The sequence below is a fragment of the Burkholderia sp. Bp8992 genome (genome assembly GCF_003853705.1).
Classification (GTDB): Bacteria; Pseudomonadota; Gammaproteobacteria; order Burkholderiales; family Burkholderiaceae; genus Burkholderia.
Map to the genome: position 1 here is coordinate 163,349 of NZ_QTQI01000017.1, position 18,610 is coordinate 181,958.

An 18,610-nucleotide genomic window follows, 5' to 3' on the forward strand; every position below is an offset into this window, starting at 1 on the left:
GGCGTCAGATTACAAAGCAGGGAGCGGCTGGACCTGCGGCGGCGGGAGCGGCGGGGCTCCGGGCGCGCTGGGGCTGATCCCGTACAGTTCGTCCAGATCAGATTGTGAGGCGGTTTGCCTCGAGCGCGAAGTCTTCTTCTGCCCGTCGTCGTCGCCGCATCCGCAGTCAGCTGCGCCGAGGTGGACGAACTTCGATGGGCCGCCGGCGATCTCGATATAGTCGTCTTCCTGGTCGGGACCGTACGTGTCCCCGGGGAACTTCATCTCCACGACTGTCTTGATGTTCGACTGCACGGGCGGCTGTGCCGGGTCGTTCACGATGACGACGTCGGGGCGGCGCACGTCGCCCTTCTCGTACTTCTTGCCCTTGCTCGGCCACTTGTCCTTGATCCACTGCCGAATCCCGGTATTGGGTTCGAGAGGGTCGTCGTAGTCCATGATCGGCTCAGGCGGATCAGTTGTCATATCGTACGGCTGTTCCGGGCGGTATTCGGTCGGAACGCCCGTCTGCATCTTCGACACTTCGTTCGGCAGCCCAAGTCGCATCTCAACGCACCGCTGCCGCTGGATGGTCCCGGCTTTCGTCGCGACGCCGATGCGGCGGCACTCGCAGAACGTGTGACATAGAACCTTGCGGTCTTTCGGTGAGAGCTTGGCGGCACTTACCCCGACCTGAGTCGTCTGGCCGCTTGGGCTCATGCTCCCAGGTGACGAGCCTGGGGAGTAGCCGCCACTCATTCGCTACTCCCGGGTTGCTGGAAAGACAGGGAAGAGGCCTGGTGGCTGCTGAGCCAGTCAGTGTGGCCGCTCGCATCGGTCGTGCCTTGGACCGTCTTGCCGTCCGCGGACGTCACCGTGTACGGGTGGTTCGCGATCGGTTCGCGCGTCCTGTCGTCGACGAGCTGGAAGCGTCCCCGATACGCGCCATCGTCCTGTGCGACGTTCTGCGCCAGAACGCTTTTACCCGCTCCGATCGAGCCGCCCGCGCCGGACGTCGGCTCTACCGTCGCCTGGCCTTGAGACGCGATCAGCGTTGCGCCGCACGCCGTCTTGTCCCCGTCAATTGCCACGGCCCGCCCACCGAACGTCATGCTGCGCACCCGGACGCCAATGATCGGATAGACGCCGCCGCACTTCGGGCACGACACCATGTCGCCTTCGAGCGCCAGCGGCTTCCCGAATACGATGTTGGTCGACGTACACGCGAGAACGCGGCCGCCGTGGTCGGTCGTGTCGCCTTCGCGGATGAATGCTGAACTCATGCCCAATCCTCACAGGAAATCTGCGCGGAAATGTAGCACGCAAGGGTAGGTGAAAACCCTGTAGGAATTACCGGGCGACTGTATGTGCGCGGGATCCGTTTCGAAGAGCGCCCCGGTAAAGCTCCGAATGCAGTCTCCGCTACTCGGGCCAGCGATACGGGAAGACCCGATGATTCTCGAAGTCCGGAATTTGGTCGAAGACGCCAACTCCCGAAATGTCGCCGAACACGGTGCCAATCATTGCGACGGCATCGTTAAACTGGACGGCAAAAAGTGCCGACGGCGGATCCGCGTCGATCAGAGTGTAGGCGCACGCAAACTGGTCGTTCAGCATGCTGTTACCGCGTTGAATCGGAGGGAACTGCGCAAGCAACGGACTCAAATTTTCGGAGCTCAAAAGTTGGTCCATCCCGTGCGCGTTTGTCGTCCACAGGACGACTATCCCGCCGCGAGACGTTAGCGGACGCCCGGTGCGCATGTAGTAAAGAGCGCAAAACAGCTTGCGAGCCACAGTTTTGGAGGCTTCATAAAATTCAGGATGATCGATCGACAGGATAGGTAGGTCCCGGAATGTCTCGCCGGGGCCGGGCTGGATGCCGAGCGCGCGGGCTTGGCTTCTCTTTTCCGTGACAGACATCAGCATTGAACGGTAGGTTTCGGGCAGAACGTGCGCAACGCCTCGGGCGTTCTTCGCCCACTCCCGTTGTGCATTTTCTTCGCTAACACCTACCCGCGCGGGACTGAAGCGAATTCGACAGATCATCGCAAACAGCATCTCGTGCACGCGGCTTGCGTTGTTGCATTGTCCACACGCGGGGAAGACATGCTCCTCTGGCCAGATCCGACCGACAAAAAAGCTGCGAGGTGGCCAATGATCCTGTGTGGTCGCCAGAGCCTCTCCGCCGCAAAAGCAGCATCGCGGATGCTGCGCAAAGAATCGCTTTTTTCTCTCGGCAGCCTGTCCCATTGATCGTCTTTCCCCGTGATGCTGCATTTCCCCAATAGGGTTGCACTATGATGGTTCGGAAGCACCATTCAAAGCAAGGTATCAACGCGGAAGCGGGAGACCATGACAGATCGTGACGAAGATGGAGGGTCGCTGATCGACCCGGCCCTATGGAAGGACTGGCGACTTCAGACTACGGCGGAACTCGCGGAGCCGTTCACGCCCCCGTGGAGCCCGGAAGTGACGTATGCGAAAGGGTCGCTGATAAAGCTAGCCGGACAGTTCCCAGTGCACGACGGGCGTCAACTGACGCTCAACATTCCGAACGCGACCGCGTTGTTCTTGAGCATTTCACATCGAAACTACGTCGAGGCTCGCGCCGTCCTGGATCGCAGCGGCATCCGAAAAGGGATGCGCAAAAACGTCACGTTTGCTGTCGATGCCGATGCCTTTCACTATCTCGAGTGCTTCATGACGAGCGTGGTTGGCGCTTATACGGCAGTCGAAGCGTTTGCGAACGAGACAATCCCAGACAGCTACATCCACGTACAGAAGTACAAGGACACGGAAGAGCGGTTGGTTAAGGCAGACATCGAGCGTCGACTAACGCTATCGAAAAAGATGATGGAAATTCTGCCTGCAGCCCTGAGCATCCAGACGCCGAAGGGGAAGAAGTGTTGGGACGAATTTCATCGGCTTGAGCTCATGCGGGAGCGGATCATTCACATGAAGTCTGCCGATCGCAACATGAACGGCCCGGTTCGCGGAACTGTTTGGGAGGATTTATTCAAGTTTCCAGAGCCGGTTTCGCTGGCGTTGCCGATCCTGGAGTTCTTCGCCCGCCAGATGGATGTGAAGCGTCTGTGGGTCACTGATCGTCCGTTTTGAACACGAATCATCGGCGCTCTTCGTGCGCTGTACGTACCGCTGCTATTTCGCGCTTTCAATTTGCCGCGGAGCACTCTTGAGTGCAGCTAAATTGCAGCTGGTGTGAGCTGGATTGGCCTTGATTGACCTTGAGTAGCCTTGGTTATGCAGTTTGAGAGTTGCGTAAGGCCTTGATTTAACAGGAAGTGCTCCGCGCCGGTAAAGCTCCGAACGCAAGGGTTGCTGGTTCGATCCCAGCCGGGCGCGCCAAAACATGCCTGTTCAGGCTTTCAGCGGTTTCTCCGCATCATTGTTTTCCCGTTTGCAGTAACATCCCGGCCGATTGCCGTCATGGCGGTTATCGATCGCGTGCGCATCCGGCACGGCGAAACCCTTCGCTGATCCGGTTCGACGTGCCCGAAGCCCGCCCGAAGACGCCGCTCGAGCCTATCGACCGAAACCAGGAGCAGCCGCATCGCATCGCGATCGGCCATCGCCGGATGAGCAAATCACTTTCCGTTCAGATCATCAACGGGCCGGACGGCGCGCCGGCCTTCGTCGTGATTCCGTACGCGGAATACATGGCGCAGCGCGACCAAGAGCGCGACCTGATTCCGCACGAAGTCGTGACGCGCGCCGTGTTCGACGGCGGCTCGCCGGCACGTGCATGGCGCGAGTATCTCGGGCTGACGCGCGCCGAAGTCGCGCGGCGGATCGGCATCGGCCGGGCGGACTATGCGAAACGGGAAAAGCGCCCGAAGCTGCGCAAGCCGATGCGCAGGAAGATTGCCACCGCACTCGGCATCACGCTCGCGCAGCTCGATTTCTGACGGCCTGACGCGCAGCGCGGCGAACCGCGAGGGCCGCACACGCATCGGTGCCGTGCCACCTCGCCGTTGTGCGAGAATCGCCGGCAACGACAACTCAAGCGTCGATCGCGGCGGCCGTCCGCGCATCGCGCCGACTCCCGATGGCTGCCACCCCGTCTCCCTCGACCGCAGTCGATGCCCGCGCGCTGACCGATGCGCAGCAGGCGCTGCTCGCGCGTCTGAACGCCTATTCCCCCGATGATCCCGACGCGCCGCAGCCATACAGCCGCCGCCTCGCCGAAGCCGAAGGCTGGTCGCATGCTCATGCGCTGGCCGTGATCAAAGAGTACAAGCGCTTCGCGTTTCTCGCGCAGGCGGCCGGGCATCCGGTCACGCCGTCGGTCGCGGTCGATGCCGCGTGGCATTTCCACCTGCAGTACACGCTCGAATACTGGGACGTCTTCTGCGCCGACGTGCTGCGCGCGCGACTGCATCACATGCCGGGCACGGGCGCGCCGGACGAGGGCGCGGTGTACGCGCAGCGCTATCGCGACACGCTCGACAGCTACCGCCGGCTGTTCGGCCATGAGCCGCCGGAATCGATCTGGCCGCGCCCCGTCGACCGGCCGGCCGAAGCGGCGCCGCCGCAGGCAGACGAGCCGGCCTTCACGCCGACGCGCCGCACCTGGCGCAGCCGGCTGCCGAAACTCGCGTGGCCGGCGGCCGCCGCGAGCGTCGCCGCGACCTGCGCATCGGCGCAGGACTTCAACGTGCTGGACTACACGGGGCCGCAGTTTCTCGCGTTCTACATCCCGGCCTGCATGGCCGCGCTGCTGTTGATCGGGCTGGCGCAACAGATCGAATACCGGTGCCGGCGCAGGCGCGCATTCTCGTCGGACCTGACGGTCGAGCAGGCCGCGTACCTCGCCGGCGACGAGTCGCGGGTCGTGCAGGTCGCGACGCTGTCGCTCGTTCACGCGGGCGCGATCGAGCTGGCGATGGCCGGGCGGCTGGGTGGGCGCGTGCGGCTTGTCGATGCGACACGGGCCGGCGAATACGGGGACGAATGCGAATGGCTGGCCGGTCAGCCTGACGGGGAGGCCAGCTTCGGCGCATTCCGTCAGCTGCTGGCGCGTCGCGCTGCCGAGCAGGCGAAATCGTTGCGCGCGCGGGGCTGTTTCTGGGCGCCGGGCGACATGTGGACGGCGCGCGTGGCCGCCCGCGCGATCGCGCTGGGGGTGCTCGGCACGGGCGCGGCGAAACTGGCGGTCGGGCTGAGTCGCGGCCGGCCGGTCCTGTTGCTCGTGATCTGCATGGCGGCGTTCGCGATTGCATACGGCATCGTCGTGGGGCGGCTGACCGGGTTCGGGCGGCCCGGCCTGACGGTGGGCGGGCAGGCGTCGCTCGCGGCCCGGCGAACCGTGCGCAGCGGCGAACACGACCGGCCGGACGCGTTGCTGTGGACCGCCGCGCTGTTCGGCGCGGGCGCGCTGGCCGGCACCGCGTGGGCCGCGCATTCGATGGTGCTGATGGAACCGCCGCCGTTGACGCCGACCGCCGCGCGGGCGGGCGGATCGACCGGTTCGTCCTGCAGTTCGAGCGACTCGTCGTCGAGCTGCAGCTCGTCGAGCTCGTGCAGCTCCAGCAGTTGCGGCGGCTGTTCGAGCAGCTGAGCACAGGGCGCGCTGCCGGGATAGCGCGCCGGGCCGCCAGCGTCAGGCAAGCGGCACGGCGCGCGCCGAACTACGCGATCGCGGCATCGGCGGGCGTTCGTGCCTGCGCAGCACGCCCGTCGCCCGCCTCGACGATCAGCGTCCAGTCGAACGCCGGCAGTGCGCAGAGCTGCTCGACGGTGGCCGTGTACTCGTGCGCGGGCGCGTGCAGGTAGCGCACCTTGTCGGTCCATTCGGGCAGCGGCGCCTGCGACGTGGTCACCACGACCGCCAGCAGATCCTGTTCCGGCCGCCTTGCGATTTCCTGCAGGCTCAGCCGGACCTTGTCGAGGTCGCCCTCGGCGTCGAGGATCAGCGCGCCGGGGATCGGCGCATCCGGCCGGCCGGGCGGGTTGCCGACAGCGCCTTTGTCGATGCACTGCTGATACACATGGCGATAGCGCGGCAGCGCCTGCTGCAGCGCGTGATGCTTGCGGACCTTCGCCTGCGCCGTGCGCGCGAGCCCGCGGCGCAGCGCCGGGTTCGCGATCAGCCGGTCGAGCGCGTCGACCCAGGCCTGCGGCGCATCCGGGACCAGCAGGCCGTCGCAGCCGTCGTGCAGCGCGAGGCGATAGGCTGGCCGGTCGCTGACGATCGAAGCGATGCCGGCCGCCGCGTATTCCTGCCACTGGATCGTGCTCGTGCCGGCGTTGTAGTCGTGGTCGGCGAGCGGCAGCAGCGCGATGTCCCAGCACCGTTCCGGCAGGCGTTGTGCGTGCGCGTCGTAGTCGTGAAGCTCGGGCTCGCACGCGGCGTCCGGGTGGCCGGCCCAGCCTGGCGGGACGTCTGCGCCGACGAAACTCACCTTGACCTTGCCCGGATGGCGCGCGCAGATCGCCTGCAGCGCCGCGTCGACGAGCGCAAAGTTGTCGTCGCGCAGCGACGCGCCGGCGATGCCGATCGTCACGCAGTCGTCGCCGCGCGCCGTCACGGGGCGGTAGAACCGGTCGAAGTCCACGCTGTCGGGCAGCACGTGAACGCGCGGGTGCGACAGCCGGTAGCGGCTGGCGATGAACGGCGTGGATACGATCACGGCGTCCGCGTTGCGCAGCACGAGCTCGATCCCCGCGCGGGCCATCCCGCCTTGCGCGGCGAGCGGGTGCGCGGCCGGCAGGTCGGTCAGCAGGTCGTCGGTCTCGTAGATCACCGGCTTTTCATGCCTGAAGATCGTATACAGGTCGTTGCCCGTCAGGATGCCGGGCGTCAGCCGGTGCAGCAGGATGGCGTCGGCCGTGGCCAGCACGCTGCTGTCGATCTGGCCGTCCCGGATGCCCGGGACGAGTTCCCATTCGTCGTTCAGCAGACCGAACGGAAGCGTGAGGCGAATGCGCGACGACGCGCACGCGTCCGGATCGGTCGAATACACGATCAGGCGCTTGCGGCGCGGTGTGGCGTCCGCAGTCGCGGCGACGGGCGCCATCGTTCGGTTCTCCGCGAGCAGCCGCGCGTACAGCGCGCCGTGGCGCGCGGCGTTGCGGCCGATGTCGTGCTGCGCACGGATCTCATCCTGCGCGGCCGCGGCGAGTTGCGCGCGGGTTTGCGGATGTTCGATCAGGTGCGCGATCGCGTCGACCCACGCATCGGCGGTGTCGGCGACGAGCCAGCCCGTGCGGCCGTGGACAACCGGGCAGCCGTCCGCCGGCGTGGCGACGAGCACCGTGGCCGCGCCGGCCGCCGAGCATTCGAGCCATGCGCGCGGCGGCGCATCGTCGCGCAACGTGACCGGCGCCGCGACCAGCGCGATGTCGAGGTCCGCGCGCTTCAGCGCGTCGGCGTAGCTGTCGTAAGGGGCAGGCTCCGCGATCAGCGTGACGTCCGGTTCGCGGTCCCAGCCGGCCGGCAGCGCCGCGCCGATGAACGACACCCGGAGCTTCCCCGGAAACCGGCGGCGGAGCTCGGCCAGCGCCTGGCGGACCTGCTCGAGACGCACGCCGTCGAGACCGGTGCCGGAAACCGCGAGGTTCACGTGGTCGCGCACGCCGGGCGCCGCGCGGTGCAGACGCTCGAGATCGACGCCGGTCGGCAGCACGTGGACCGATGCGTTGACATGACGGTACTCCCGCACCAGCGCTTCCGACGGCACGACGAGCGCATGCGCGCGCTGCACGGCGCTGCGGATGCCCGCCTTGCGGCGCGCGTTGTCGGCCGCGCCGGGGATGTCGGCGAGCAGCGTGTCGAGCGGCGCGTCGATCTCGAGGGCGACCGGCTTGCCGAGCGAGAACAGGTGTTCCAGCGTGGCGGGGGACAGCAGGCCCGGCGTGTCGCCCTGCAGCACGATCAGGTCGGCGCGCTGCAGTGCGTCGGGATCGATGCCGGCTTGCGTGACAGGGAAAGTCAGTGCCCATTCGCGGTCCAGCCGCGCGAACGGCTGCGTGAAGCGCAGGCTGGTGCGCGCGTGGTCGGCCGGTTCTGCGGTGACGACCGCGATGCACGAGCGCGGCGCGGTCGCGGGTTGTCCCTGGGCGGCGGCGCTCGTCGCGACGGCCTGCGCATCCAGTTTGTCCGCGTGGGCCTGGGTCCGCTCGACGAAGTGCTGCAACTGCTGCCAGAACGTCTCCTCTTCCTTCAGGTAGACGCTGCGCGCTTCGTGAACGGTGGCCTTCGCGTGGGCGATCTCGTGTTCGTCGAGCCCCCACGCGATGCCCTTGCCGTCCATCACCCACCGGGTCGGCTCCGACAGCGACGCGTCATTCATGATGCACACGACCGGGCAGCCGCACAGCAGCGCTTCGAATACGGCGGTGGACCATTCGTACATGTACACGCACTCGACCTGCCGGAACAGCGCCGCGAGTTCGTGCGCCGAACGTTCCGGCACGCGGGTCGAGATTTCGATCGACTCGGCGGTGACCGGGTGCAGCGTGCCGCCGCGCCGCAGGTGGCGATTGATGAAGACGGCCGTGCCGTTGCGGCGGGCGTCGTCAACCCCGTCGCTGTTGAAGATGCGCGTGTCGACCAGCGGTATGCGCAGCAGGTCCGCCTTCCATTCTTCGGGCACCAGCGACGGCCCGAACGTGAAGATGAGGTCGTCCGGCTGCAGGCTGATCGGTTCGCCGTTGATGCGGCCGGGCTCGGCCAGCAGGTAGCGCACGACGCAGCGCGCGTTGAACGGATTGCCGGTGACGACGTCCGGGTAGACGACGATCGGGCTGCGATTCGCGCGGGCGTGCGCCTGCGCGATGTCGTTGGTCAGCGGCGGCGTGCGCAGCTCGGGATGCACGACCGCCGTGCAGACGTACGCTTCGTGGCCGAGCAGGTTCAGCACGTGGCACAGGTAGTGCATCGCGCGGATCCCGCCGGAGGTTTGCCGGAAATTCGGCGCGAGGATGTAGTACGGGTGGTCGAGTCGCGTAAAGATGCGCGAACCGCCGTGCGCCAGGCCAGGTGTGGGAGTCGTCATCGTTATCGGGTGCGGTAGAAATCGAAGACCACGTCGAGGATGCGATCCTGTTCGGCTTCGGTCATGTCGTGGTACAGCGGCAGCCGGACGAGCCGGTCGGCGACGAGGTCCGTCACCGCCATGCCGGACCCGCAGCGCCCGTAGCGCTGGCCGGCCGGCGAACTGTGCAGCGGCACGTAGTGGAACACCGCGTTCACGCCCACCGCGCGGATCTGCTGCAGCAGCTCGGTGCGTTCGGCGAGGTCGCGTGCGAGGAAATAGAACATGTGGCCGTTGCCGCGCTCTGCGAGCGAAATCGCGGGCAGCTCGATCAGCCCGTCCGCGTGCAGCGGCTGCAGTGCGTCCTGGTAGCGCTGCACGGTCGCGCGCCGCTGCGCGGTGATCACGTCCGCGTGCTCGAACTGCGCGTACAGGAACGCCGCGATCAGCTCGCCCGGCAGGAACGACGAGCCGACGTCGACCCAGGTGTACTTGTCCACCTGCCCGCGGAAGAACTGACTGCGGTTGGTGCCCTTCTCGCGGATGATCTCCGCGCGCTCGACGAGGCGCGGGTCGTTGACCAGCAGCGCGCCGCCTTCGCCCGAGATCACGTTCTTGGTCTCGTGGAAGCTGAGGCACGCGAGGTGGCCGAGGCTGCCGAGCGGCTTGCCGTTCCACGACGACTGCAGCGCCTGGGCGGCGTCCTCGATCACCCATAGGTCGTGGTCCGCCGCGAGCTGCCCGATCACGTCCATGTCGCATGCGACGCCCGCGTAGTGCACCGGCACGATCGCGCGCGTGCGCTGGGTGATCGCGGCGGCGATCTGCGTCTCGTCAAGGTTCAGCGTGTCGCGGCGGATGTCGACGAACACCGGCGTCGCGCCGCGCAGCACGAACGCGTTGGCGGTCGACACGAACGTGTAGGACGGCATGATCACTTCGTCGCCGGGCTGCACGTCGGCGAGGATCGCGGCCATCTCGAGCGCGGCCGTGCAGGAGTGCGTGAGCAACGCGCGCTGGCAGCCGACGCGCGCTTCCAGCCAGCGGTGGCAGAGCTTCGTGAACGCCTGGTCGCCGGCGAGGCCGCCCTGCTCGACCGCTTTCGCGATGTAGTAGAGCTCCTTGCCGACCACGAACGGGCGGCCGAACGGAATGCAGTCGAGGTTGGGTGGGCCGAACATGGTCAGGCTCCGCGGTGAGGGTGGGACGTTCGGCCGCGCGGCTTGCGCGCGGCACCGCTCAGATGTCCTTGCGGACGAGAATCGTGAATTCGTACAGGCCGTAGTCGTGCAGCAGCGCGACGTGGCGCGAATAGCGGCGCTTGCAGCGATCGAACAGCGCGCACGGGTCCGCGTAGTACAGGAGGTCCGGGCGCATGAACGGCGGATCGGAATACGACGTCAGGCAGTTGAACGCGAAGCCCAGTCGGCTCGTCGCGTGCAGCGTGTCGAGCGTCGCGTGGATGTAGTCGAGCCATGCGTCGTCGCCGTGACCGCGCCTGACGTTGAAGATGCCGGATGCGATCCCGTAGTCCGACGCGGCCGGCGGCACCGCGCCGACATGAAACGCGACGTTCGCGTCTTCGCGGTAGCGCTGCCGCGCGGCGTCGACCATGTCGGACGAGATGTCGTAGCCCGCATACGCGAAGCCGTCCGGCAGCGCGCGCGCCTTCAGGAAATCGACCAGCGCGCCGTAGCCGCAGCCGATGTCGTTCACCGAGTGGCCGCCGGACGCGGGCAGGATCTTCGTCAGTTGTTCGAAGCGCAGGAACTGACTGGTTTCACCGTTCCAGTCGACGCCGCGCGCGGTCGCGCCGTGCTCCGCCAGCCGCGCGCTGTAGTACGCGGCTACTTCTTCAAGCAGGCTCGCATGCCGGGATTCGCTCATGGACATCGCCTCAGTCTTTCGAGGTCAGCGCGTATCGGCGCGCTTCGGGACCGCAGTTGAACAGTACGTCGAGCACCGTCACGCCGTGGACGAAGTCGCCCCACTGCTGCGGATACTCGGGATAGGTCGGATAGTCGAACCAGCGCACCGCGACGCCGGCATCGGCGAACAGGTTCTCGTCGAGGTAGCTGCGCGCGGCCGGGCCGGACAGGTACTCGGTCGCGCCCGCCTGCACGCACAGGTTCAGCAGCTTCTCGGTGCGGTCGCCGTGGAGCGCATAGTCCGACGTCGACGACACGCGCGTGCCGATCTCCAGTTGCCGCAGGACCCACGTCAGCATCGCGAAATTCAGCTCGCTCAGCATCCCGTAGGGGCGACCGGTGTAGAGCGCTTCGAGCTCGTCCGCATAGCGCGCGAAGTGCGGCGCGCGCGCGTAGTTCTGCTGCAGGGCCTTCCAGTGCAGCGGCGCCCAGTCGGCGCCGTCGATCTCGGTTTCGCGGATCGACTGGTGATACTTGCCCTTCACCTTCACCGGCACGCTCAGCCATTGAACGCCCTGCGGCGTCTTGATCTGGTTGCGGTTGCGCCAGTCGCGGCGCGTGTACTGCGCGTCATCGTAGAGGATGAACTCGTCGCTGGCGGCGATCAGGTCGAAGTAGCCCTTCCACGGAATGTAGTTGGACTGGACGATCGCTACCCGCTTCGCATCGCGGTTCATGGTCGCACCGCTCATGCCGGAATGTGGCCGTACCGGTACATGTCGACGAGCTCGGGCGGAATGCCCCAGTCCGTTGCGCCCAGCTTGTCGTGCAGCGCCTCCAGGTCCGCGCGCATCGCGTTCCGAAGCTGTTCGACCATGCGGTTGCGCGCCGGCACGAAGTCGTGCTGGTACGCGGCATTGATCTGATGGCGTACCGTCTTCGCGATCGCGGCCTCGCGCGTCATGTTGCGGATCAGCGGGCGTTCGGGCGCGAGTTCCGCGTAGCGCGGATCGATCGGCTCGCCGCGCATCGCCGCGACGAGATCGCGGCACAGCACCGGCGACAGGTGGAAGCCGTCGCGCTTGGTGCCGCCGAGAATCCACAGGTCGCGCACGCTGGTTTCGCCGAACAGCGGATACAGGTCGGACGTCGTCGGCCGCCACCCGACGTTGACGTTGACCAGGCTCGCGCGCGAGAAGCGGGTGTTGATCTGGTCCATCGCGGACTTGAGCAGCGTGTACGCGCTGCCGGCGTGGCCGTGCTCGTGCGGCACCGGGCTGATGTAGTTGCTGGCGCCGACGAGGGTCCGGTCAGGCCCGTACGGCGCCGAATACACACCGCACGCGAGGCCGCGGTTGGTCGTGCGCACGCAGTGCGTGTGCACGTTCTCCGCGCTCTGCAGTTCGATCGACATGCCGATGCCGTAGAACATCCGCTGCACCGGCAGCTCGGGCAGGCTCGCCTGCAGCACGCGCGTCACGTTGGCGCCGTTGCAGAGGATGAAGCGGTCCGCGCCGAGCACGCTGCCATCGGACAGGCGCGCGCCGGTGACGCGTCCGGCCGCGGTGTCGAGCCGCTCGACCTCGGCGTCGATGAAGCGCACGTTGCCGGCTTGCGCGACCGACGCGGTCAGCGCGTCGAGAAACTGTTTCGGATTGGCCCAGCCTTCGCGCTTCAGGAAGACCGCCTTCAGCGCGCGATAGCGCGGGTCCGGATGATAGTTCGGGATGCCTGACGGATCGACCGCCTCGCAGGGCTCCTCGAATTCGCGGCAGAACCGCTGCATGGCCGCGAAGTTCTCGTCGTCGAGCGCGTCGGTCGCCGCGTTGTTCAGCACGAAGGTGCCGAAGCCATGCGCGACCGCGCGCTCCGGCGTGCAGATTTCAGCGAATACGGCGGGCCACGCCGCCGTCGCGCCGCGGCTCAGCTCGAACTTGAAGCGGTCGATCGGCGTGCCGAGCGAATCGCCTTCCAGTTCGGTGAACGAATTGAGCATCGCCGCCGCAGCGCGCGTGGCCGAGCCGGGCCGATGCGCGTGGCCGACGATCACGAGCTCGACGCCCGGCTCGGCCTGCTGCCATGCGCGGGCCGTCATCAGGCCGAGAATGCCGTTGCCGAGGATTGCGATCTTCATTTGCGGGTGCCCCCACCTTCGGGGAACGACAGGTAGCAGAGCGACGGATATGCCGCCGCCTTGTGGATCTGGTGCGGACGGTTGCCGAGCAGGTCGCGCAGGTAATGGATGCCTTCCGCGGGCAGCTGGCCGCCGCGGGTGAGCTGCCAGAACGCAACGACGCCGCCGGGGACCAGCCGCTCCATCACCGCGTCGAACGCGTGCCGGGTCGGCTCGATCACGTTCAGGTCGAACCACGCGAGCGCGACCATCTCGCCGGGATGCGCTTCGTCGAACGCCGCCAGCGTGTCGCGGCAGTCGCCTTCCCACACGTGATGCTTGTCATGCACGTGTCCCATCGCGTTGCTGCGCTCGTGCAGGTTCAGCAGCTTGCGCAGCAGGTCGGCGTACTCGCCGGACAGCGAGTACGTGCCGTCGGAGAACAGCTTGCGGTCGCGCGCGTCGTGCTCGGCGAAGCCCGTGTAGCCCGTGAACGTATCGAATGCGTGGATGCGGCGCTGGAAGTTCAGCGGCTCGAGAATCGCGCGGAAGTTCTCGCACAGCACGGCGGTCTGCCCGCGCCACGTGCCGAGATCGAGGATCGCGCCCGGCAGCGGCACGATTTTTTGATAAATCTCGAAGGTCGCGAGAATGCGTGCGAGGAGCGAGCCGCGCACGAACAGGCCGAGCGACCGTTCCAGTTCCTCGCGCGTCGCGGGGTAGGTCTGCATCAGGTCGAACAGTTCGCGGCGCGCCGCGAGCTGATCGCCATCTGCGTTGGTGATGATCGCTGATTCGTGCATACACAGGGCTCCAGGCGCAAAGGGTGTGGCCGGACGAGCGCGTGTCGGCGCGGTGGCATCGGAATGCGCAACCGTCCGAGCGTCGCAGGTCGGACATCTTTCTACGATCAAGTCTAGCGAGCGCCGCCAGGATCGAATGTCGGATTAGCGGGTGGTTTCACCCCGCATTTCGATGGATGCGCGGGTGTCCGGCGCGAATTCGGGGCGCCTGCGGGTGCGGCTTGCAGTCGCGCGAATAGCGACCAATTCCAGCACCTGCTCGCCAAATTGGAACGCGGCGTGCGCGAGGAGAATTCGGACACGTCGGAGACCGTCGGTGCGTGCGTCCGCGGGCGAAGGCATGTGCCGGCGCAGCGGCGCCGGCCGCGATTCGAATCCCGTATTGGCTACCAGGACGACCTAGCTCATGATGCCCACCTCCCCCGCCGCCGCCACGATCGAACAGGCGCTGGCGCACCATCAGGCCGAACGGCTGGAAGAGGCCGAGACGCTGTACCGGCAGATCCTCGACACCGATCCCCGGCACGCGGACGCGCTTCACCTCCTCGGCCTGATCGGCCATCAGTACGGGCGCTATCAGGAGGCATCCGACCTGATCATGGCGGCGATCGAGATCCGGCCGGACGCGATGTACTACTACAACCTCGGCAACGTGATGCAGGCGGACAACCGTCACGCCGCCGCCGCCGAGTGCTTCCGTCTCGCAATCGAGCTGCGACCCGACTACGTCGATGCGTACAACAATCTCGGCAACGCGCTGCGGCTCGCCGGCGACGCCCGCGCGGCCGTCGATGCGTTCTGCCAGGCCATCGCGCTGACGCCGGACAACGGCCAGGCCTACAACAATCTTGCGAATGCGCTGTTCGACCTGAACGAGATCCCGGCCGCGCTCGAGGCTTACCGGCACGCGGTCGCGCTGCGCCCCGAACTGCCGGAGCCGCGCAGCAACCTGCTGTTCGCGAGCCACTGCAGCGAAGCGTTCGACCACGACGCCTATCTCGCCGAGGCCGCGCGCTATGACGAACTCGTCACGCGGCGCGCGAAGCCGTGGACGGACTGGCTCGTCGACCCGGCTCCCCGCGCCGGGCGGCCGCTGAAGGTCGGCATCGTGTCGGGCGACCTGAAGTCGCATCCGGTCGGCTATTTCATCGAGAGCATGCTGAAGCATCTCGACGCGAACCGGATCGAGATGCATGCGTACCCGACGCGCGACGTCGAGGACGACGTGACCGCCCGCCTCAAGCCGGCCTTCTCGACGTGGACCAGCATCGCCGGCCTGAGCGACGAAGCAGCGGCCGCGCGTGTCCGCGCGGACCGCATCGACGTGCTGCTCGACGCGGCGGGCCACACGGTCTACAACCGCCTGCCGCTGTTCGCGTGGAAGCCGGCGCCGCTGCAGGCGAGCTGGCCCGGTTATTTCGCGAGCACCGGCGTGCGCGCGATCGACTACGTGATCGGCGACCGTCACGTGCTGCCGCCCGCCGAGGCTGCGCATTTCACCGAGCGGCCGTGGCATCTGCCGGACAGCTATCTGTGCTTCACGCCGCCGGCCGAGCCTGTCGACGTCGGCGCGCTGCCGATGCTCGCGAACGGCCATCCGACCTTCGGCTATTTCGGCAAGCTCGCGAAGATCACCGATCACGTCGCCGCGGTCTGGTCGCGCGTGCTGCAATCGGTCGCGGGCGCGAAGCTGTTCGTGAAGGCGGAGCATCTCGACGATCCGCGCGAGCAGCAGGCGCTTGCCGCGCGCTTCGCGGCGCACGGCATCGACGCGCAGCGCCTGATCCTCGAAGGCCGCTCGCCGCGCGCCGAATACCTGGCCGCGTACCGGCGTGTCGACCTGATGCTGAGCCCGTTCCCGTATCCGGGCGGCACGACGACCGCCGAAGCGCTGTGGATGGGCGTGCCCGTGCTGTGCCGGCGTGGCGAGCGCTTCCTGTCGCACATCGCCGAGAGCCTGCTGCATTCGGCGCGGCTGCCCGAGTGGATCGCGGACGACGACGACGCGTATGTCGCGAAGGCCGTCGCGCAGGTCGGCCAGCCTGCCGAGCTGGCGGCGCTGCGCGCGACGCTGCGCGCGCAGGTGCTCGCGTCGCCGCTGTGCGACGCGCCCCGCTTCGCGCGCCACTTCGAGGACGCACTGCACGGCATGTGGGCGCAGCACGTCGAAGCCGCGCCGGTCGCATCCGTGTGAGGCCGCTCACGGCGTGACGTGCGTGGGCATTTCCACGGAGGCGGCCAGCGGAACATGGCGCCCCTCGCGCTGAACACCGCGCCGGCCGGCGTGATCGTCATTCCGACCGGTGGCGCGTGCGCGACACCGTCGTCGGCATGGCGCGCGATGGGATGGCGGCGCCGGCCGTGACGATCGGGCACGGCGGCAGGCTGATCGACTTCCGACGCGAACCGCATCCCTATTGAGCAGAGCAGACGAGATGGACGGAACAGGACAGGCATTGCAGGCGGCGCTCGCGCATCATCAGGCGGGGCGTCTCGCGGAAGCGAAGACGCTGTACGACGCGATCCTCACTGCGCAGCCGGGCCAGCCGGACGCGCTGCATTTCCTCGGGCTGCTGGCGTGCCAGCTGAAACAGTACGACGCCGGGCTCGCACTGATGGAGCAATCGCTCGTCGAGCGGCCGGACGCGTCGTACTTTAACAACCTGGGCAACATGCTGCGCGAAAGCGGCCGGCTCGACGACGCGATCGCGCACTACCGGCGCGCGGTGGCGCTGCGTCCGGACTATCCGGAGGCGCACAACAACCTCGGCAACGCGTTGCGCGACGCACGCGAGCCGGCGGCCGCGATGCAGAGCTGCGCGCGCGCGATCGAGCTGCGGCCCGGTTACGCGCAGGCGTACAACAACCTCGGCAACGCGCTGCAGGACCTGGGCGACCTCGATGGCGCCGCCACGCATTACGGCCGCGCGATCGAGCTGGATGCGTCGATGGCGATGGCCCACGCGAACCTGAGCGCCGTGCGTCACAAGCAACTGCGCTGCGCGGAAGCGCTCGCGCATGCGCAGGACGCGATCCGGCTCGCGCCGAACCTCGGCGACGCACATAACCACGCGGGCAACGCGTATCACGGACTGGACCGGCTCGAGGATGCGCAAGCGTGCCATCGCACGGCCGTCACGCTCAATCCGGCGGACGCCGGCGCGTGCCACAACCTGTCCGTCGTGCTGCTGAAGCTGCAGCGGCTCGACGAGGCGCTCGTGTATTGCCGGCAGGCGTTGCAGGCCGGCCCGCCGGCTGTGTTGATGCACGTCAATCTCGGCGACATCCTGCGCGCGCAGGGCAACGTCGATGCCGCGGTCCACGCGTATCGCGATGCGCTCGCGCTGGTGCGCGACGACGCCGACGACGTCGCGGCGACCGTGCTGAACCGGCTGCTGTTCAGCGCAGCGGCATCCGCTTGCGTGAACCCCGCCGACTACCTGGCCGACGCGCGACGCTACGGCCGGCACCTGGCCGCGCGTTCGACGCGCTACTCGCACGATCCGCGCGAGCGGGCCGCGCGCGCGCAAGGGCGGCCGCTGCGCGTCGGGTTCGTGTCCGGCGACCTGCGCCTGCATCCGGTCGGCATCTTCCTGGAAAGCGTGCTCGCGCACCTCGAGCGCACGCGCATCGACCTGCGCGTGTACGTGACCACGGACGAGGAGGACGCGATCACCGCGAAACTGAAGCCGCACGCGAACGGCTGGCGCTCGATCGCCGCGCTGGGTCCGGAGGCGGCCGCGCGGATGATTCACGACGACGAAATCGACGTCCTCGTCGACCTCGCGGGCCATACGCAGTCGAGCGGGCTCCCCGTGTTCGGCTGGAAACCCGCGCCGGTGCAGGCGAGCTGGCTCGGTTTCTTCGCGTCGACCGGCTGCGACGCGATCGATTACTTCATCGGCGACCGTTACACGCTGCCGGACGCCGAAGCGCATCACTTCGTCGAGAGGCCGTGGCGGCTGCCGGACAGCTTCCTGTGCTTCACGCCGCCGGCCTGCGACGTCGAGGTCGGCCCGCTGCCGATGGCGGCGCGCGGCCATCCGACGTTCGGTTGCTTCGGCCAGCTCGTGAAGATCGGCGACGACGTCGTGCGCGCGTGGTCGCGCATCCTGCACGCGCTGCCGGACGCGCGGCTGCTGCTCAAGGCGCATGAGCTCGGTCGCGAGGGCGTGCGCGACGCGACCGCCGCGCGCTTCGCGCGGCACGGTATCGGCGCGGACCGGCTGATCCTCGAGGGCGGTTCGCCACGCGCGGAATACTTCGGCGCATATAACCGCATCGACGTCGCGCTGAGCCCGTTCCCGTACCCGGGCGGCACGACCACGGCCGAAGCGCTGTGGATGGGCGTGCCGGTGCTCGGGATGAAGGGCAGCAGGTTCGTCACGCACATCTGCGAAAGCGTGCTGCACGCGGCGGGCATGGGCGAATGGGTCGCTGACGGCGAGGACACCTATGTCGCGAAGGCGATCGCGGCGGTGCGCGATCGCGAGCGCCTCGCGGCGCTGCACGCGAGCCTGCGTGCGCAGCTGCTCGCGTCGCCGTTGTGCGACGCGCGCCGGTTCGCGGCGCATCTCGAAGCGGCTTTCATCGGCATGTGGCAACGCTATACGAACTCGGAAAACGAAGCATGAACGATATCCACGACACGCTGCAGTCCGCGCTTGCGCATCATCAGGCGGGGCGTCTCGCGGAAGCGAAGGCGCTGTACGACGCGATCCTCACCGCGCAGCCGGGCCAGCCGGATGCACTGCATTTCCTCGGGCTGCTGGCGTGCCAGCTGAAACAGTACGACGCCGGGCTCGCACTGATGGAGCAATCGCTCGTCGAGCGGCCGGACGCGTCGTACTT

General features: G+C 67.5%; 15 protein-coding genes. 6 read left to right on the forward strand and 9 right to left on the reverse strand.

Going from position 1 to position 18,610, the window contains the following annotated elements:
• Positions 1-9: 9 nt before the first annotated feature.
• From DIE03_RS24160 to DIE03_RS24170, 3 genes are all read right to left on the reverse strand, one after another.
• Positions 10-738, reverse strand: coding sequence for a VRR-NUC domain-containing protein (locus tag DIE03_RS24160; RefSeq protein WP_124454729.1), 729 nt, complete (start codon positions 736-738; stop codon positions 10-12).
• Positions 735-1,262 (reverse strand): PAAR domain-containing protein, encoded by a 528-nt coding sequence (locus DIE03_RS24165; RefSeq protein WP_124454731.1) that lies wholly within the window; start codon positions 1,260-1,262, stop codon positions 735-737. The genes DIE03_RS24160 and DIE03_RS24165 overlap by 4 nt, the downstream gene beginning before the upstream one ends.
• Positions 1,263-1,401: 139 nt before the next feature.
• Positions 1,402-2,229 carry a hypothetical protein gene (locus DIE03_RS24170; RefSeq protein ID WP_124454734.1) on the reverse strand — a complete coding sequence of 276 codons (828 nt, stop codon included), beginning with the start codon at positions 2,227-2,229 and terminating at the stop codon, positions 1,402-1,404.
• A 102-nt stretch (positions 2,230-2,331) separates the two neighbouring features.
• Here DIE03_RS24170 and DIE03_RS24175 point away from each other — a divergent pair, with 102 nt between their 5' ends.
• The 3 genes from DIE03_RS24175 (at position 2,332) to DIE03_RS24185 (ending at position 5,557) form a co-directional block, all read left to right on the forward strand.
• Positions 2,332-3,096 carry a hypothetical protein gene (locus tag DIE03_RS24175; protein WP_124454736.1) on the forward strand — a complete coding sequence of 255 codons (765 nt, stop codon included), beginning with the start codon at positions 2,332-2,334 and terminating at the stop codon, positions 3,094-3,096.
• Positions 3,097-3,575: 479 nt separating this feature from the next.
• On the forward strand, positions 3,576-3,905 hold the full coding sequence (locus DIE03_RS24180; protein WP_124454772.1) for a helix-turn-helix domain-containing protein: 330 nt from the start codon (positions 3,576-3,578) through the stop codon (positions 3,903-3,905).
• Between the two features lie 140 nt (positions 3,906-4,045).
• A complete protein-coding gene (locus tag DIE03_RS24185; protein WP_124454738.1) occupies positions 4,046-5,557 on the forward strand; it encodes a TIGR04222 domain-containing membrane protein in 1,512 nt (503 codons plus the stop codon).
• Positions 5,558-5,627: 70 nt separating this feature from the next.
• Here DIE03_RS24185 and DIE03_RS24190 read toward each other — a convergent pair whose 3' ends face one another.
• From DIE03_RS24190 to DIE03_RS24215, 6 genes are read right to left on the reverse strand one after another with little or no spacing between them, the layout of a single operon-like run.
• Positions 5,628-8,996 (reverse strand): glycosyltransferase, encoded by a 3,369-nt coding sequence (locus DIE03_RS24190; protein ID WP_124454740.1) that lies wholly within the window; start codon positions 8,994-8,996, stop codon positions 5,628-5,630.
• Positions 8,997-8,998: 2 nt separating this feature from the next.
• Positions 8,999-10,156: a dTDP-4-amino-4,6-dideoxygalactose transaminase gene (gene rffA / locus DIE03_RS24195; protein WP_124454742.1), complete on the reverse strand. Its 1,158-nt coding sequence runs from the start codon at positions 10,154-10,156 to the stop codon at positions 8,999-9,001.
• Between the two features lie 58 nt (positions 10,157-10,214).
• Positions 10,215-10,862 carry a class I SAM-dependent methyltransferase gene (locus DIE03_RS24200; protein ID WP_124454744.1) on the reverse strand — a complete coding sequence of 216 codons (648 nt, stop codon included), beginning with the start codon at positions 10,860-10,862 and terminating at the stop codon, positions 10,215-10,217.
• Between the two features lie 10 nt (positions 10,863-10,872).
• Complete coding sequence (locus DIE03_RS24205; RefSeq protein ID WP_124454749.1) at positions 10,873-11,595, reverse strand: WbqC family protein; 723 nt, start codon at positions 11,593-11,595, stop codon at positions 10,873-10,875.
• Positions 11,592-12,977 (reverse strand): FAD-binding oxidoreductase, encoded by a 1,386-nt coding sequence (locus DIE03_RS24210; RefSeq protein WP_124454751.1) that lies wholly within the window; start codon positions 12,975-12,977, stop codon positions 11,592-11,594. The genes DIE03_RS24205 and DIE03_RS24210 overlap by 4 nt, the downstream gene beginning before the upstream one ends.
• The gene (locus DIE03_RS24215) at positions 12,974-13,759 is read right to left on the reverse strand and encodes a TylF/MycF/NovP-related O-methyltransferase (protein WP_124454753.1); all 786 of its coding nucleotides are present in this window, start codon (positions 13,757-13,759) and stop codon (positions 12,974-12,976) included. Before DIE03_RS24215 ends, DIE03_RS24210 begins: the two co-directional genes overlap by 4 nt.
• 406 nt (positions 13,760-14,165) lie before the next feature.
• On the opposite strand from DIE03_RS24215, the gene DIE03_RS24220 reads away from it, so the two are divergent.
• The 3 genes from DIE03_RS24220 to DIE03_RS24235 all read left to right on the forward strand — a co-directional run.
• On the forward strand, positions 14,166-15,953 hold the full coding sequence (locus DIE03_RS24220; RefSeq protein WP_124454755.1) for a tetratricopeptide repeat protein: 1,788 nt from the start codon (positions 14,166-14,168) through the stop codon (positions 15,951-15,953).
• Positions 15,954-16,194: 241 nt separating this feature from the next.
• Positions 16,195-18,393 carry a tetratricopeptide repeat protein gene (locus DIE03_RS24230; RefSeq protein ID WP_124454757.1) on the forward strand — a complete coding sequence of 733 codons (2,199 nt, stop codon included), beginning with the start codon at positions 16,195-16,197 and terminating at the stop codon, positions 18,391-18,393.
• On the forward strand, positions 18,390-18,610 hold a 221-nt coding region (locus DIE03_RS24235; protein WP_148092907.1), incomplete at its 3' end, for a tetratricopeptide repeat protein. The genes DIE03_RS24230 and DIE03_RS24235, both read left to right, overlap by 4 nt.